Origin of the sequence: Priestia aryabhattai B8W22, from assembly GCF_000956595.1 — a bacterium.
Taxonomy (GTDB): Bacteria; Bacillota; Bacilli; order Bacillales; family Bacillaceae_H; genus Priestia; species Priestia aryabhattai.
This window is the reverse complement of sequence record NZ_JYOO01000022.1, coordinates 14,738-32,141: the sequence shown is the minus strand read 5'-3', so window position 1 is coordinate 32,141 and position 17,404 is coordinate 14,738. Positions and strand designations below refer to the sequence as shown.

Below are 17,404 nucleotides of genomic sequence, written 5' to 3'. Positions count from 1 at the left end.
TGAAAAGATCCGAACGAGTTTGATTTTCCACCAAGAATCAAACTCGTTCGGATCTTCCTTCAACTAACATACTTTTGTCTCAGCTTCTATCAGTTATTTAGCAAATCTTTTTGCACCTAAGTAGCGTTTGCTCCAGTAGCTGTTATCTAAGCTTGCAATGGTTACACCTGTAGAAGATCCAGCATGAATAAATTGGCGATTACCAAGGTAAATGCCCATATGTGTAGGACCGCTAGAATATGTATTAAAAAACACTAAGTCTCCAGGCTGTGGATTACTTACGGGTGTTGATACACTCCAATAACCAGCCGTCGTATAGCGCGTTGTAGAAATTTGTTGTTTCGTTACGTAATAAATGAATCCGCTGCAGTCAAAACCAGAAGGAGTTGTGCCACCCCATTTGTAAGGAACACCTATATAACGTTTTGCATCTGAAATCATTTGAGATACATTTAATGTTCCAGTAGAAGTTGAAGGTGTAGATGTACTTGGTTTTGTTGTCGGCGTAGTTGTTTGGCTGCTTTTTGATACCTTTAATTGTTGATTTACATAAATCGTATTAGACGTTAATCCGTTTATTTGTTTTAATTCGCTGACGCTCATGCGGAATGCCGAAGCTATTTTAGACAGGCTATCTCCACGCTGAACTTTGTAAGTTCCGTTTGCATCCTTAGAAGGAGTTTCTGCTGGTTTACTCGTAGTTGGAGTCGATGCGCTGGTGCTTCCATTTACTTTTAACGTTTGGTTAATATAAATGATGTTGGAAGAAAGAGCGTTCAAACGTTTTAATTCTTCTACGCTCATATTAAAACGAGTAGCCACTTTCCAAAGGGTATCGCCGCTTTGAACTTTATAGGTTGAACCAGTAGCAGGAGCTGAAGGCTTTTCTTCCTTATTAGATGGTTGAGAGGTTGAAGCAGAAGGAATCGATAACGTTTGTCCTATACGAATTGTATTTGAAGATAACTTATTTACGCTTTTTAAAGCTTCTACCGTTGTATGATATTTGGTAGATAATGACCAAAGTGTATCTCCAGCTTTCACTTGAACAGTTGAAGCAGATGCTTCAGCTGAAGCTTGATATAAGAATGTTCCGCCAACAATGGCCCCTAGAGATAAAGCGAGCTGCCTTTTTTTCATTAATAAATCCCCCTAATTATGTAAATGTTTCGTGTTTATTTTTCCAATATGTCTATTAAATTACAAAAATATTATATGTATAAATATGCTGGAATTTAAAGAGAAAGTAAAGGGTCTTTTTCGCTATAAAAATACCTTTTTATTCAAAAAACGATATTTATCGCGTTTTTTGTATCTTTATCAGTAGTTGAAGAACGATTTGCACTTATTTTTTTGTGTCGAATGATCTAATAAAAAAAGAGGACAAGTAAAAAAGTCCTCTTTTTGGTAACGGTGTAACACATTTTATAATTTTTCTTATTCATTTCTGTAAGCAAGAAGCTCTTGTAGCTCTTTATTCGAAAGTTCTGTGACCCATTGATCTCCTTGGATGAGTTCATTGTTTAGAAGTTGTTTTTGATTGATCACTTCATCAATTTTTTCTTCAATCGTTCCTCTTGTAATAAATTTATGAACATGAACAAATTTCTTCTGACCAATTCGATGGGCCCGATCGGTTGCTTGGTTTTCAACGGCCGGGTTCCACCATCGGTCAAAATGAATAACGTGATTTGCAGCCGTTAAATTCAATCCAGTTCCACCTGCGCGAAGAGAAAGGATAAAGATGGCTTTTTTCCTTGCTTGAAATTGGGCAACCATTTCATCTCTTTGTTCTTTTGACAAACTTCCGTGAAGGAATAAAACTGGCTCGTTGATTTCTTTTTCTAAGGTTCTTTGCAGCATGAGTCCTGTTTCAATATACTGAGTAAAGATTAAACAGCTTTCTTGCTGTGTGCGAATGCTCTCTACGAGTTCAATAATTTTTTCATTTTTATGAGATCGCCGTACCGTTTGTTTTGCTGCACTTTCCTTTAAGTACAGAGCGGGATGATTGCATAATAATTTTAGCTTATTTAGTGTTTGCAAAATCAGTCCTTTTCGTTCAAATCCTGTTTTTACCTCTGTTTCTTGAAGCATTTCTTGAACTAGCTCCTGGTAAAGTGAAGCCTGTTCCGCTGTCAGCGGGATATATTCTTTTTGTTCTTGTTTATCAGGCAGTGAGCGGGCGATGTTTTTATCTTGTTTTGTTCTTCTCAATAAGAAAGGCTGAATGAGAGCTTTAAGCTCAACAGTTCGTTCAGGTTTCTCTCCTTTTTCAATGCCGGCTACAAATCGATTTTTAAATGAATTGATTGTTCCTAAGTAACCAGGATTGATGAATTCAAATAATGACCATAGTTCCAGCAGACGGTTTTCAATGGGAGTTCCAGTTAGCGCAATTTTGTGTCTTCCTTGCAGCTGCCGGATGGCTCTTGCCTGTTTAGTCTGCGGATTCTTAACATGTTGGGCTTCGTCTAAGGAAATGCTGTTCCACATAAACCCTTTCAACAATTCGAGATCTAAAAGAGCAACTTGATACGTTGTGATCACAACGTCAGTGCTTTCACATATCTTCTCAAATGCATCTCCGCTGGCTCTTTTTGTCCCGTAATGAACATGAACACGAAGAGAAGGGGCGAACTTCTGGAATTCTTTTTCCCAGTTTCCGATTAAAGAAGTTGGACAGATGATGAGAGAAGGAAAGCTATGTGCCTGATGAATGTTTGTTAAATAACTAATTAGTTGAATGGTTTTGCCTAGTCCCATATCATCTGCTAGACATCCTCCTAAGTTAAACTTTCTCAGAAACATAAGCCAATTTACACCTTGCTGCTGATAAGGTCTTAGTGCACCTTTAAATGTCAAAGGAGGCAGCACTTCTGGCAGCCGTTCTAAATCCGTTAAAGATGTAATAAATGATTGAAAAGAAGCCGGGAGTTGGAACTCAACTTTTACCTCTTCTTCATCAGTTTTACTGTCTGCCATGTAGGTTAGCTTCGTTTTTAAAATTTCATGAATTGAGACGCCTTTTTTACTAGCTTCTTTAACAATTTTCTGCGCTTGTTTAATTAATCTAGAATCCAGTCGAATCCACTGGCCGTTAATAGATAATAATCGGCGCTTTTGTTCGACTAATTTCCTAAACTCTTCTTCTGAGAAAGTTTGATCGCCAATAGAAAATGACCAGCGGAAGCTGCTGATAGCTTGTTTACCAAATAATGCGGATGAAGTACTTTCAATGGCGCCAGATACTTTTATAGTGGCTTTTTTTAATGATTCCCACCAGCTTGGCAAATGGATAGAGACACCTTGTTTGATCAATGCTGCACTATCTTGAGTTAGAAATTCCCATACTTCCTCATCTGTTAGGACAGACTGAATAAACGCTCCTTTTTGGTATAAAGTAGGAGCCAACGCTTTCCATCGTTCGTGTTCGTAAGCGATATATGATTCGTAGTGATGCCACTCTTTGGGAAGATTTCTTTCCAGTATAAAAGGTTCTTTGGCTTCATCATGGGGAATCACGAATGTTTCAGCCGTCCATACATCTCCATCAGTCGTTGGCTCTATAATACGCAGCGAAAGATCAAAGGGAGGATTATAGCTCTCGCCTTCTATGCTTATTAAAAAGTCTTTTCCTTCTTTTTTTAATAGGCTCTCTTTAATTTGTGCTCTCCACTCTTGTTCAGCAGCCTGTGAAAGCGAGCCAGTCATTTGCTTTTTAAAAGGAAGAGAATGAAATTTCCCTTGGATAATCCTTTTTGTCATATCGACTGCAATTTGCTGATAAGCTTCTGCTGAAGCGGACAAAGCCGGTTTCAACACATGCTGTTGAATAGGTGACTGTATGAAAGTGAACATTTGCCATGGAGAAAGAAGAATTCCTTTTTTTCCATTAATCTCAACCGGTGTAATTTCGCTTCCATAGTAGGTCTGTTCATGCCATAGAAACAGCGCATCTTTCCATGTATCAGGGAGCAAAATTTGGCCGCTAGGTGATACACAGTAGAGGAAAAAGTCATCGTGTACAGGTTCGACTTCAAGTGTTAAGTGAAACAAATCAAACATTCAGTAAATCTCCTTTTTCTAATAGTTGTTGAAATGCGCGCTGTTTTTTTGTTTTTATCGTTAATTCTTCTATATAATGTTCCCATAGTAGAGAGCGATTCATTTGTAGATAAAGTCTCTTTAATTCTTGTAAGTAGATATAGGCTTCTTGATAACTGCTTTTCTTTTTTTCATAAATCAGCTTTGAAATCATGTGATGATAAAGAGGGATAACCAGCTTTTCATCTTTTTGTTTTAAGGCTTCTATCGTTGGCTCGTCATATTTGATGCTGTCATACTGAAGAAGCACCTGTAATTCAACCCACTTTTTCAATTGGTCAGAAGCATACAAAAACTCACTATACTCAATAAAACTATAGGGAAGTAACGTTTGTAATGCTTCGGTATACAAAGTTTGATCGTTCGTTAAGTCTTTATAGTGCTGAAATAAATTTGCAATCATGGATACCATGTTTCGGCTTCCTTGATAAGTAGTCGGAACGGTGCGGACGTAATCTCCTATATAGGCCATTATATAAAATCCCCACTGAGCAAAGCGGTCAGTTTCTTTTTCGTGCAATAAATCATTTAACCAAGGGATAAGATAGGGAATCATTTGTAATGTTTCATCGCTCAAACGTTCTTTTGCTTCTCTATCTTTTCCTTGAAGAAATAAAAGATAGGAAAGAGCTGTATTATTTATGAAAGAACCATGCTGGGCTTTTAATTCGCGTTCCTCATTTTTTCGCCATCTTTCTAACGTGAAGACTTTTTGCCAAATAACGCGATAAATTTCAATACGCTCATATTGTAAAGGCATATCTTTATGCAATAATTCTCGGATGTATGGAATGCTGTCTTCTATAATAGATAATGCATCCCGATCGTATTTCGTTTGCTTTAATGAATCAGCGGTAGCATAAATTTCATTTGTTATTTTGTATACGTGACTATATACAAATGATTCCTCAATATTAGTAGAAAGCAGATGAGTCTGTAATTGAGCTGATAGTTTATTGAATGAATGAACCGCTCCATACATACAAAATAGAGCATAAAGCAATGGATGCTCAGGAGCCTTTTTGACTAAGGCACGGTAATAATATTGATAATATTCATGATAAATGGAACGGTCATTTTCGTTTCGCCCCTGCATAAAAAGCGTATACTGCTCTTCAAAAGTTTGTTTCCACTCTTGGAAAGTTGCCTTTGGCTTTTTTAACACTTGTTTGGCAGATAGCATAGTCAAAGCTGCCTTTTCATGGTTTCGCCATTCTTTGAATAGGGGCGAAAGCGGTTCTATTAATGAATACATATAAAAAAACGCTGCAAAGCAGTGTTCACAAAATCCGCGATGCTGACAAGAACAGGTACTTTCAGGGAGCGTCTGCTTGTTTAGTTCAACATAAAACGAATCGATTTTAACGTTTAATATCTGTTCATCATTGTGCAAAATGAAGAATGAATGGGTGCGGTAAAGGTCTAGTCCTGCTTGGGCATTCGTGCGATAGCGTGCATCACTGTACGGGAAATGATGTATAAATTGGTGCTGTAAGTGATCTGAAAACGAACTCATAATCCCATTCCTTTCTATACATAAGTGGAACATAAAATTATATTTATAAGTGATTAATTTTCTTTTCATTATAAATGATAAAAATAGAATTATACAAAATCTTTTGTTATGATAAAGCAGAATCCAACATGACTCTTTATAAAAAGAAATGGATTCAACATGACTTTGTGTACATACTCAATCGAAGACTTACTATACTATAACCAATAAGCACGATTGACATTGACAGGAGGAAAAGTAAGTGAAAATTCGTAAAGCTATTATTCCAGCAGCTGGATTAGGGACACGCTTTTTGCCGGCTACAAAAGCACAGCCTAAAGAAATGCTGCCAATTGTAGATAAACCAACGATTCAATACATTGTGGAAGAAGCAGTAGCATCAGGTATTGAAGATATTTTAATTGTAAGCGGTCGCGGAAAACGAGCAATTGAGGACCATTTTGATAAATCATATGAGTTAGAAGAAACATTAGCTGCAAAGGAAAAGTGGGACATGCTTGAAGAAGTGCAGGGGATTTCGAATTTGGCTAATGTTCACTACATTCGTCAAAAAGAACCTAAAGGATTAGGTCATGCCATTCACTGTGCCAGAAGTTTTATCGGAGATGAACCTTTTGCTGTTATGCTAGGCGATGATGTAGTTCAATCAGAAACACCTTGTTTGAAACAGTTAATGGACGTATACGAAAAATATGAATGCGCTGTAGTTGGTGTACAGGAGGTGCCTAGGAAAGAAACCTCAAAGTACGGAATTGTAGGTCCTAAAGGAGAGCCTCTTGAAAAAGGATTATTAGACGTAGAAACGCTCGTTGAAAAACCGAATCCAGAAGATGCCCCTTCAGGCTATGCAATTATGGGGCGCTATATTTTAACACCGGAAATTTTTGATATCTTAAGCAGAGAAGAAATTGGTGCAGGAGGAGAAATTCAATTAACAGATGCTATTTTACGTCTGAATGAATTTCAACGTGTTCTTGCTTATTATTTCGAAGGAAAACGTTATGATGTTGGAGATAAATTTGGATTCATTAAAGCAACAATTGATTTAGCCTTACAAAGAGAACCGCTGCGAGAAGAGTTAGTGAGCTATTTTAGAGAAATTGTCGAAAAAGAAGGGCATATGTAAAAATAGATTTACTAGGGGAACTATTGGGAATCATGGAGATTTTCAATAGTTCTTTTGGGTTAGAGCCCGTTGTACAAAAGATGGTTATATCGTTTATTGATGAATTCTCATAAAATGTTACATAATAATAAGTAAAAGAAATTATTTCATGTTTTTATATAAATGCTATCATGAAATGACATTTTTCGATATAATATCAGATAGGTTTTATTTATTAAGCATGTCATATAAAGGAGATTTTCTGCAATGACAAAGAAATTGTGTATAGTTGGTTTAGGATATATAGGTTTACCGACAGCTGTTATGTTTGCCAATCACGGCTTATATGTACATGGTGTTGACGTAAATGAAAAAGCAGTAGAATTAATTAAAAATAAGCAACTTCATATAGAAGAAAACGGCTTACAAGAACGTTTAGAATCAGCGGTTGACAACGGCCACTTCACGGTAGGCACAACAGCTGAAGAGGCGGATATTTTTATTATTGCTGTACCATCACCAATTAATGAAGATAAAACGGCAAACTTGAACTATGTTCGAGAAGCGACAAAATCCATTGTTCCTTACGTTCGTAAAGGAAATTTAGTTATTTTAGAATCCACAGTTCCTCCCCGTACAGTAGAAGATGTGATGCTACCTGTGCTAAGAGAAACTGGTTTAGAATTAGGCAGTGAGTTATTTGTTTCTCATTCACCGGAACGCGTTATTCCAGGAAAAGTATTTGAGGAACTAGTAAATAATGACCGTATTGTCGGTGGTATTAACGAAGAGTCTAGTCGTTTGACTGTTGAGCTTTATAAAACATTTGTAAAAGGAAATATTCACGTAACGGATGCTACAACAGCTGAAATGGTGAAAGTAATCGAAAACACATATCGTGATGTGAACATTGCGTTTGCCAATGAACTGGCGAAAATTAGTGAGAAAATTGGTGTAAATGCGTGGGAAGCGATTAAGTTAGCGAACTATCATCCACGTGTAAACATTCATTTACCAGGTCCTGGTGTAGGCGGTCACTGTATTGCTGTTGACCCTTGGTTCTTAACGGAGCTTCAGCCCGAACTGGCAAAAATTATTTCTCTTTCTCGTCATACAAATGATTCAATGCCTGAATATACAGCATTGAAAACGAAAAGCCTACTAGATGAAAAGGGCATTCAACATGGACGTGTAGCTGTTTTAGGTTTAGCTTTTAAAGGAAATATTGACGATATGCGTGAAAGTCCATCAACAGATGTACTTCATCATTTAGAAAAGCTGGGCGTTGATTACACAGCATTTGATCCTCATATCAAAGAGAATAAAATCGAACGTCAGACGCAAAGTTTGGATGAAGCTGTTGCACATGCGGATGTGATTCTTATTTTAACAGATCATAATGAGTTCAAAGAGCTTCTTCCATCATCTGTTGAAAATCATATGCGTACAAAGATTATTTTTGATACGAAAAACTGCATTCAGCGTGATCAATGGAAAGCAGCAGGCTTTGACGTAGTGTTACTTGGTGATTCAAAAGTTTCTACTTTATAAAAAGACGGGCTGAACAGCCTGTCTTTCGTTTGTAAAAAACTAAAAAAATCAACATACGGGTGATTTAATGAAGGAAAACATCTTAGGAATAGACGTTTGTAGCGACACGTACGATGAGCTAGCGGTAAAGTTACTTCAGGATATAGATAAAGGCCGAAAATCATTTATTGTAGCAATCAACCCTGAAAAGATTATGAAAGCACAAGAAGACAGGGAATTGAAGTCACTATTAAATCAGGCGACTTATCAAATTCCAGATGGAATCGGTGTGATTTTAGCTTCAAAGCTCAAAAAGGGACGTATTCGTGAGCGTGTAACGGGTATTGATATGATGCTGAAGCTGTGTAAAGAAGCAACGAATAATGGTAAAAGAATTTTTTTATACGGAGCCAAGCCTGGAATTGCAGATGAAGCCAAAGCTAAGTTGGAAGAGATGTTTCCAGGGATTTTAATTGTTGGAACATTAAATGGCTATGAAAAAAATGAAGCAGTCATTGAACATACGATTAATGATTCAGGAGCAGAAATTGTTTTTGTGGCTTTAGGCAGTCCAGCCCAAGAAAATTGGATTATTGCTCATAAAGAAAAACTTAATCCTTCTGTTTATCAAGGCGTAGGAGGTTCGTTCGATGTTATTTCAGGACGATTGAACCGAGCACCTGCTGTTTTTCAAAAGTTTGGTTTAGAGTGGCTTTATCGATTGTTAAAAGAACCATGGAGATGGAAGCGTCAGTTAGAATTACCTAGGTTTCTTCTTCGAGTGTTAAGAGGTTAAAAAAGCATGCGGATTATATCCGCATGCTTTTTATTTTTAGATATCTTCTTTTTTGTTTTGTTGCTTGATTTCATCCGTTAGTTCGTGCAAGCTTTGTCGCACATTTCCTTTTCCAGAAAAGTTCTCAATCAATTCCTTCACATCTATACCTGAGGATGCTTTCAGAGATTCTTGAAGAGAAGACATTAAGTTTGTTGCATAGCCAGTCACTTTATTAGCTCCGCTGTTTTCACCGTTGCTTCCTGTATCCACAACCGTAATTTTATCAATATTTGCTAAAGGACTTGCAACTTGTTTTGCATATTCAGGAAGCATTTTGATAATCATATCTAAAATAGCCGCTTGACCGAACTGCTCGAATGCTTCAGCTACTTTTTGTTTAGCTTCTGCTTCAGCTAAACCTTTTAAGCGGATAATCTCAGCTTCAGATTCACCTTGGGCGCGCTGAGCATCAGCTTTTGCTAACCCATCAATTCGAACGCGTTCAGCTTCAGCTTTAGCCATTGCTTCAATTCGATATTTGTTGGCGTCTGCTTCAGCAAGCTGTTTTGCTTTTTCAGCTTCTGCGGATTGCTCAACAGAGTAACGATCTGCATCTGCTTTCTTTTTTACTTCAGAATCGTATTGACGCTCACGACGAAGAATTTCTTTTTCTTCCAATTCAATTTGTTTCTGACGTTCAATAATGCGAATTTGCATTTCTTGTTCTGTTACATCTTGTTTCGCGCGGGCTGTTTCTAGATCATATGCTTGGTCAGCACGAGCTTTGGCAATATCTTGTTCGCGACGATATTCAGCGGTTTTTAACTGATTCATTTTTTCAGCTTCCGCGATTTCTGTATTTCGCTCGAGCTCCGCTTTTTGGGCATCTTTATGAGCTTCAGCACGCTTGATTCTTGTTTCTTTTTCAGCTTCCGCTGTTGCAATATCAGCATCTCGCTTAACTTGAGCAATACGAGGTTTCCCTAGCGATTCTAGATAGCCGTTCTTATCCCGAACGTCTTTAATTGTAAACGATACAATAATTAATCCCATTTTAGCTAGGTCTTGTGAAGCTACGCGCTGTACTTCTTGAGAGAATTTTTCACGGTTTTTATAAATTTCTTCTACCGTCATAGAACCAAGAATCGAGCGAAGGTGACCTTCTAAGACTTCTCTAGCTTCGGTTTCACGATCTTCTTTTGCTTTGCCCAAAAACTGCTCAGCGGCCGTTGCAATTTCTGAAATAGAACCTCCAATTTTGATGATTGATACCCCATCAGCCATAACAGGAACACCTTGTTCTGTATATACTTCAGGTGTAGACACTTCCAGTTTGCTTGATAGCAAGCTCAGAGGCTCAGCCTGTTGAAAAACTGGCAGAACAAACGTACCGCCGCCGCGAACAATTTTAATCCGGTTTCCGGATTCATCGACGTGCACGTTTTTATTTCCCAGATAGCTCCCTGTTACAATTAACGCTTCATCTGGACCTGCTGTACGGTATTTTGTAATAAATACGGCAATCAGCGCAATTAATAAAAAAACAACAATTCCAACGACAGCTAATATAGGTATTGAAAACATAAAACTCCCCCTAATGCTATTTATAATGATTAATTGGTCATAACTTCTTCATAAATCACAACGAGTGCGTTGCCCCTTTGTATATCTACCACAAGCACTTTGCTGCCTAAAGGTATAGCAGTGTTTTTAAAGCTGGCAGCGGGTTTGGAGATCGTGCCGCTAACCCCTTCGATAAATACTTCTCCATAACCATCTGCAGGAACGGAAGTAATAATGGTACCAAGTCTTCCTTTTAACGAATCTTCAGTAAAAGCAAGAGACTCTTCAGCCGATGATAAAGGAATCAATACGAAAACGTTGAGCAAAATAACGAGTAGAAGGGCAATAAGAGCGGAAATCGAAATAATCCAATAATTTTGCAATGACGTATAGGTGAACAAATATCCACTGGCACTAAAGAATGTTAAAAAAGAAAAAAGAAGAGTGGGGTTAAAAAAAGGTGTCGCTTCAGATAATCCATCTAATAAATCGCTAAATAAAATGTATAAGAAGGTTAGACTTCCGCAGATAATTAATCCATACAAATACACTGTTTGAACAGATAGACCGAGCATAGTTCATTCAACACCCCCTTTATGTAAGATGATTGATGCTGTTTCTACTATGTATTACGAACCGTATTGAAAAAAGTTTCATTTTTTTGATTAAATTCCTTTTTTTTGTTTAATTTTATCTCTATCCATTTCACTATATTTTAACTTTTAAATGATATAAGATAAGGACAACGATTCAGGGAATGCGGTTTGAAGTAGTGGACATGCATAGGCCAAAAGTTTGTTCATATAATGAGTGGGGCTATGTGAAATAAAAATAAAGGTTTAAATATGCTTAATAAAAAGGAAAAAGAGTTAAAGATGACGAATAAATTAGACGAAAAGGGGGGAGTTCGCTTATATTTTAATAAAATATAGTAAAGAAAATGTTCTACATAAAATAACCGCATAAGAATAAAGTAAATCAGCTGTTTATACACCAAAAAATACAGTTCCTTTCTATTAATAGTTTGTAAATGTGCTAATTTTTGAGAATAAATTTCTATTTAAGTAGTAGAATCATTGTGATATAATCCATTTTGGGAATAAGTAAGTAATTATTGTTATACGCAATTTGAAATACTATCCAATTATATAAAGTTGGATACATTTTTTATGGTTTTGGTTAACATAAACCTGAGGAGGGTCTCCATGCTATATTTGACCTTGTTTATTTGTTTTATTACATCTATTCTGATCACTCCGCTGGTTAAGAAGCTGGCGTTTAAAATAGGTGCAACGGATAAACCAAATCAACGAAAAGTTCATCAAAAAATTATGCCTCGCCTTGGAGGTTTGGCGATATTTTTTAGTTTTCTTATTGGATACCTCGTTTTACAGCCTGACAGTAAATATGCGCTGCCGATTTTAATCGGAAGCATCATTATCATCATTACCGGTGTCTTAGATGATATGATTGAGCTATCCGCTAAAATCAAATTAGGCGGTCAGCTAGTAGCGACATTAATTGTTGTTGTATACGGTGGAGTCCAAATTGACTTCATTAACTTGCCGTTTGGCGGAAAATTAGAATTCGGAATGTTAAGTATTCCAATTACGGTATTATGGATTGTAGGAATTACCAATGCTATTAATTTAATTGATGGATTGGATGGATTAGCTGCCGGCGTTTCCTCTATTGTATTGATTACCATCTCGGGTATGGCTATTATGATGGGCAATGTGTTTGTGACAAGCATGGGTTTCATCGTATTGGGAAGTACGCTCGGATTTTTGTTTTACAACTTTCACCCCGCTAAGATTTTCATGGGCGATACAGGAGCACTATTTTTAGGCTATATGATTTCTGTATTGTCTCTGTTAGGATTTAAAAATGTAGCGGTTATTTCCTTTATTGTTCCAGTTATTATTTTAGGGGTACCAATTTCAGATACGTTCTTTGCTATTATTCGCCGAATCGTAAAAAATCAACCGCTATCGGCTCCTGATAAATCTCATTTGCATCATTGCTTGTTGCGCTTAGGGTACAGCCATAGACAAACGGTTTTAATTATTTATGGAATGAGTGCGATATTTGGTTTAGCGGCAGTTATCTTCTCAAAGGTACAAACAATGTGGGGTTCTTTTCTTGTACTAGCTATCCTCCTTGTAGCGATTGAAATTATCGTTGAAAAGATAGGGCTAGTTGATAAGACATACAGGCCGATCCTTAATATGGTTCGTGGGCTACGTTTAAAAAACTAATAAAAAAAGACCTCTTGGATATCCAAGAGGTCTTTTTAATTATTCTGTTGTATCTGAAGTTGATTCAATGCCTAAATGCTTGCGGAGCTTTTCACTTACTTTTTCCACTGAATCATTGTCTAGTTTGAAGTAGTAAACGCCGTTAATTTTTTCATCGCTGCCGTCTAAGTTAATGGTTTCGATGTCTACTTTTTTCGAAGCATAATCATAAAATGAAAGCATTTCACCGAACATTAAATTCGTTTTCATATTATCGCCAACAGCTTCAATAAGATTGCCATATTTATTTAGTGATCCAATGGAAGCAGCTTTTTTAATCATGGCTTCGATCAACTGCTGTTGTCTTTTTCCTCGCTCAATATCGTTGTCTTGTTTTCGTGTTCGAGCAACAGCTAGCGCTTCTTCGCCATTTAAATGTTGGTTTCCTGGTTTTAAGACAATAGCATTATGACGATCTTTTGAGTCCTTTTCACTCATCGCATAAGGTACATCAAAATCGATTCCCCCAAGTGAGTCTACAATGTCTGTGAAAGCTTTAAAATTCACTTTAACATAGTAATCAACAGGGACATTAAACAGCTGTTCTACCGTTTCTACAGTTGCTTTTGGACCTCCGTACGCATGCGCATGCGTAATTTTATCTTTTTTGTTCACTTCAGGTATATAAACCCGCGAATCTCGAGGTATGCTTACAAGCTTTACGGTTTTATTTGTTTCGTTAAAGGTCGCCAAAATCAAAGCATCTGTACGGGCTGATTTTCCGAACTTCCGGGTTTCACTATCATCTACACCCATAAATAAAATGGATATATCATCTTTTTTGGGATCGATTTTACGATCACGCATAGGAGAGTTATCGCGTTCTCCAAGTCCTTCATAAGAATCAGAAGCTACTGTTTTAGCTTTAACAAATAAATAAGAGCCATAAGCGGTTGCAGAAAGCCCTAAAATAAGGATAGGTAACAGAAAAAATGTAAAAAGCCTTCGTTTTCTTTTCCGTTTGTTTACTCTTTTTTGAAAACGTCTATATTGAGCCATACGGTTTCTCCTTTTATTCGTATATTCGAACACTTATTGTGACACTTAGTATGTGTTATAAATTGGAATGTATGAATCAAACTCGTCAAAGCTATGCGTCTTTACGAGGTTTTTACTCATTGACAAGTAGCGCAACCATCAGAATAGTTGCGCTATTTATCAATTGTACAATGTTTTTTAATAAGAGTAAATAATTCATTCTACATCTTCTTCTAAATAGGTCGTCTCACCTGCTCGAATATCTGCTTGGCCGTTTGTTAGCTCGGTCATCCATTCAGTAAATGCTTCTGTTTGAGATTCCTCTACAAATGTTTCAATCTCTACCATGTCTGCGTAGTGGATTTCTTTTAATAGATAAACGGAACTGCGAAGCTCATTTTCTAATTTTCCAAGCCATGTATAGTCGACGGTTGTATGCATAACCGCCATGAGAGTTCGTTTGACTGTACCTAATTCATTTAACGCTTCGGAAACGGATTTTCCATACGCGCGCACCAAGCCACCTGCGCCCAATTTAATGCCTCCGAAATAGCGCGTAACGACGACCACCGTATCTTTTAAGCCTCTCTTTTTAAGCACTTCTAACATCGGTACGCCTGCTGTTCCACTGGGTTCTCCATCATCGTTTGCTTTTTGAAATTGATCCCGTTCTCCAATTAGGTAAGCTGAACAGTTATGAGTAGCATTCCAGTGCTGTTTTTTAATGTCTTGAATAAATTGCTGAGCTTCTTCCTCAGTTGCTACACGTTTCATATGACAAATGAATCTAGATTTTTGAATAGTGATTTCATGTGAACCTTCTTGTTTTACGGTATAATATTGTGATAACAATCAAAAAATCCTCCTTAGCGTTATAAATAGAAGAAAAACGGGTATTTACGTACTGTTTACTTGCTATTAGTATAAAATGTTTATGAAAAGACATCAATTAATCAAATTCAACATCACTTAAACAAGCCATACAGAATATACGTTATAATAAAGCAGTGTGCAGGCTTGTATAGCTAAATAATGAAATGATTTAAACAGGCAGTTAGTCACTGTTGAAGAGTGAGCGTAAGTGGTAATCTATTCAAATAACGCGAGTCAAGCGTCGATTGATGTCGAGTTTGAGGGTACTAAAAACAACCGTTACTTTTTGGATATAAAAAGTCAGATAGGGAGAAAATATGGATCTTATCCTCACAATTCAGATAGGTCATACGAATACTATATATAGCATGAACGTATAGACATTTCTCCGAATGTGAGTATAGTTTGGGGTGAGTAAATGTCGAAACATAAATTAACAAGCAAGGCACTTGATGAAATTTTTGAGAAGATTATTGGCACAGTAGGAGATAGTAAAAATGAAGTCTATCGTCTTTCTGAAGATGCCAGACAAGAATATCAGCAAATTAAAGAAGAGTTAGAAGTGTTAAAAGGAAAAGTTCTTGAGACGATAGAGCAAGGCGATAAATTGGAAACTCAGGCAAGGTTGGCTCGAAAGCGTTTGTCTGATGTGAGCCGACATTTTCAAATTTATTCAGAGCCTGAAGTAAAAGATGCTTATGAAAAAGCACATGAATTACAAACCAAGCTGCTGATGAATCAGCAAAGCGAATATCAGCTGCGTAATCGTCGAGATGAACTAGAAAGACGCTTGCTTACATTGGAAGAAACGATTAAACGTGCAGATCACCTAGTAGGTCAAATTTCCGTTGTGTTAAATTATTTAACAAGTGATTTAAAACAAGTAGGGGAAATAGTAGAAGATGCTATTCAAAAAGAGTATTTTGGCTTTCGGATTATTGAAGCTCAGGAAGAGGAACGGAAACGTTTGTCCAGAGAGATTCATGACGGCCCAGCTCAAATGCTTGCAAATGTTATGATGAGATCGGAATTAATTGACCGAATTTACCGGGAACGTAGTGCAAAAGAAGCAATGGAAGAAATTCGAGATTTACGAAAAATGGTTCGTTCTGCCCTATACGAAGTGCGTCGAATTATATATGATTTAAGACCGATGGCACTTGACGACTTAGGTCTAATTCCGACGCTGCGTAAATATCTTGATACAATTGAAGATTATAATGAAGGCAAGCCTCGGATTACGTTTATTTCCATTGGACAAGAGAAGCGAACTGCTTCAAAATTAGAAGTAGCACTGTTTCGTCTAGTGCAAGAAGCTGTAACGAACGCATTAAAACATGCAGACGCAACGGAAATCCAAGTGAAGATAGAGTTCAACAATGAACACGCTATTTTGCTGGTCAAAGATGACGGCTGTGGTTTTAATCAAGAAGAGAAAAAAGAGAATTCGTTCGGCTTAATAGGAATGAAAGAGCGTGTTGATTTGTTAGATGGGACTATTTCTGTTCATTCGAAAATTAATCAAGGCACGCTTGTTATGATTAAAGTACCGATTATAGCCGCTTAAAAAGGCAGAGATATGTATATAAATAGGGGTCAATATAGAGTAAAACATTTGTTGTTCGATTTGGGGAGGAATCAAACATGCAGACAAGAATTATCATAATCGACGATCACCAATTATTCCGTGAAGGAGTAAAAAGAATTTTAGATTTCGAAAAAGATTTTGAAGTAGTTGCAGAAGGTGACGACGGTAGCGAAGTTATTGACCTTGTAGAAGAACATCAACCTGATGTTGTAATCATGGATATTAACATGCCGGCTGTGAATGGTGTAGAAGCTACGAAAAAGCTTGTAGAAGTAAATCCGGACGCTAAAGTTATTATCTTATCTATCCATGATGATGAGACATATGTAACTCATGCCTTACAAACAGGTGCACGAGGCTATCTGCTAAAAGAAATGGATGCGGATGCGTTAATTGAGGCAGTGAAAGTAGTTGCAGAAGGTGGTTCATATTTACACCCGAAAGTAACGCATAGTTTAGTAAAAGAGTACCGTCGACTGGCAGCTCAAGGGCAATCGTCTTCTTATCCGCACGAACCAATTGAGATTCGCCGTCCGCTACATTTGTTAACACGTCGTGAGTGCGAAGTGCTACAACTGTTGGCTGATGGTAAAAGTAACCGAGGAATCGGAGAAGCATTATATATTAGTGAAAAAACCGTTAAAAACCATGTGAGTAATATTTTGCAAAAAATGAATGTAAATGATCGTACTCAAGCTGTTGTTGTGGCAATCAAAAACGGCTGGGTAGAAGTAAGATAAGTTCAAAAGTCTGATATACCACTAGGTATATCGGACTTTTTTTTTCTTTTTATAACTTTTTTTGAAATTGTGGGTAAAAAGTCATGTGTAATGAGAGAGGGAAACAACCGATAAGTTAAGGGAAGAAGATATCTTTTAGGAAGGCGATGGATGATACCTTTGCGCATTTACTCGTCTTTCAACTTCGCTTAAGGATAAAGGAAATCTTAAGGATCCTACAACTTTCGACGAAAGCATCCATACCTCAAAACAATGTTCATCAATTTGATGCAAGCTCTTGTAAAGGAAGGTCTTCAATACATTCAGATACATATGAGGTTGTAGAAGAA

The 17,404-nt window shown here is 37.1% G+C and carries 13 protein-coding genes; 6 read left to right on the top strand and 7 right to left on the bottom strand.

Going from position 1 to position 17,404, the window contains the following annotated elements; genetic code table 11:
- Positions 1-93 precede the first annotated feature (93 nt).
- The 3 genes from N178_RS17120 to N178_RS17110 all read right to left on the bottom strand — a co-directional run bounded on the left by N178_RS17120 (position 94) and on the right by N178_RS17110 (position 5,623).
- On the bottom strand, positions 94-1,140 hold the full coding sequence (locus N178_RS17120) for a C40 family peptidase (protein ID WP_045293773.1): 1,047 nt from the start codon (positions 1,138-1,140) through the stop codon (positions 94-96).
- A gap of 297 nt (positions 1,141-1,437) precedes the next feature.
- Positions 1,438-4,068, bottom strand: a complete 2,631-nt coding sequence (locus N178_RS17115; protein ID WP_045293772.1) for a DEAD/DEAH box helicase — start codon at positions 4,066-4,068, stop codon at positions 1,438-1,440.
- Positions 4,061-5,623 carry a hypothetical protein gene (locus N178_RS17110; RefSeq protein ID WP_045293771.1) on the bottom strand — a complete coding sequence of 521 codons (1,563 nt, stop codon included), beginning with the start codon at positions 5,621-5,623 and terminating at the stop codon, positions 4,061-4,063. The genes N178_RS17115 and N178_RS17110 overlap by 8 nt, the downstream gene beginning before the upstream one ends.
- A 241-nt stretch (positions 5,624-5,864) precedes the next feature.
- On the opposite strand from N178_RS17110, the gene galU reads away from it, so the two are divergent.
- The 3 genes from galU to N178_RS17095 all read left to right on the top strand — a co-directional run bounded on the left by galU (position 5,865) and on the right by N178_RS17095 (position 9,054).
- Entirely contained in the window at positions 5,865-6,749 is an 885-nt protein-coding gene (galU, locus tag N178_RS17105; protein ID WP_028412001.1) for a UTP--glucose-1-phosphate uridylyltransferase GalU, read from the top strand.
- A 246-nt stretch (positions 6,750-6,995) separates the two neighbouring features.
- A complete protein-coding gene (locus tag N178_RS17100) occupies positions 6,996-8,279 on the top strand; it encodes a nucleotide sugar dehydrogenase (RefSeq protein WP_045293769.1) in 1,284 nt (427 codons plus the stop codon).
- Positions 8,280-8,346: 67 nt separating this feature from the next.
- Positions 8,347-9,054 (top strand): WecB/TagA/CpsF family glycosyltransferase, encoded by a 708-nt coding sequence (locus tag N178_RS17095; RefSeq protein WP_045293767.1) that lies wholly within the window; start codon positions 8,347-8,349, stop codon positions 9,052-9,054.
- A gap of 36 nt (positions 9,055-9,090) precedes the next feature.
- Here the strand turns inward: N178_RS17095 and N178_RS17090 are convergent, their stop codons facing one another.
- Positions 9,091-10,620: a flotillin family protein gene (locus N178_RS17090; protein WP_045293765.1), complete on the bottom strand. Its 1,530-nt coding sequence runs from the start codon at positions 10,618-10,620 to the stop codon at positions 9,091-9,093.
- A gap of 29 nt (positions 10,621-10,649) precedes the next feature.
- A complete protein-coding gene (locus N178_RS17085; protein ID WP_045293763.1) occupies positions 10,650-11,174 on the bottom strand; it encodes an NfeD family membrane protein in 525 nt (174 codons plus the stop codon).
- A gap of 630 nt (positions 11,175-11,804) precedes the next feature.
- Between N178_RS17085 and N178_RS17080 the strand changes: the two genes are divergently transcribed.
- Complete coding sequence (locus tag N178_RS17080; protein ID WP_013059776.1) at positions 11,805-12,857, top strand: glycosyltransferase family 4 protein; 1,053 nt, start codon at positions 11,805-11,807, stop codon at positions 12,855-12,857.
- Positions 12,858-12,896: 39 nt separating this feature from the next.
- Here the strand turns inward: N178_RS17080 and N178_RS17075 are convergent, their stop codons facing one another.
- Complete coding sequence (locus N178_RS17075) at positions 12,897-13,895, bottom strand: LCP family protein (protein WP_045293761.1); 999 nt, start codon at positions 13,893-13,895, stop codon at positions 12,897-12,899.
- A 195-nt stretch (positions 13,896-14,090) separates the two neighbouring features.
- A complete protein-coding gene (locus N178_RS17070; protein ID WP_045293759.1) occupies positions 14,091-14,726 on the bottom strand; it encodes a YigZ family protein in 636 nt (211 codons plus the stop codon).
- Between the two features lie 439 nt (positions 14,727-15,165).
- Here N178_RS17070 and N178_RS17065 point away from each other — a divergent pair, with 439 nt between their 5' ends.
- A complete protein-coding gene (locus N178_RS17065) occupies positions 15,166-16,314 on the top strand; it encodes a sensor histidine kinase (RefSeq protein ID WP_013059773.1) in 1,149 nt (382 codons plus the stop codon).
- 77 nt (positions 16,315-16,391) lie between these two features.
- On the top strand, positions 16,392-17,075 hold the full coding sequence (locus N178_RS17060) for a response regulator (protein WP_013059772.1): 684 nt from the start codon (positions 16,392-16,394) through the stop codon (positions 17,073-17,075).
- The last annotated feature ends 329 nt before the right edge of the window (positions 17,076-17,404 follow it).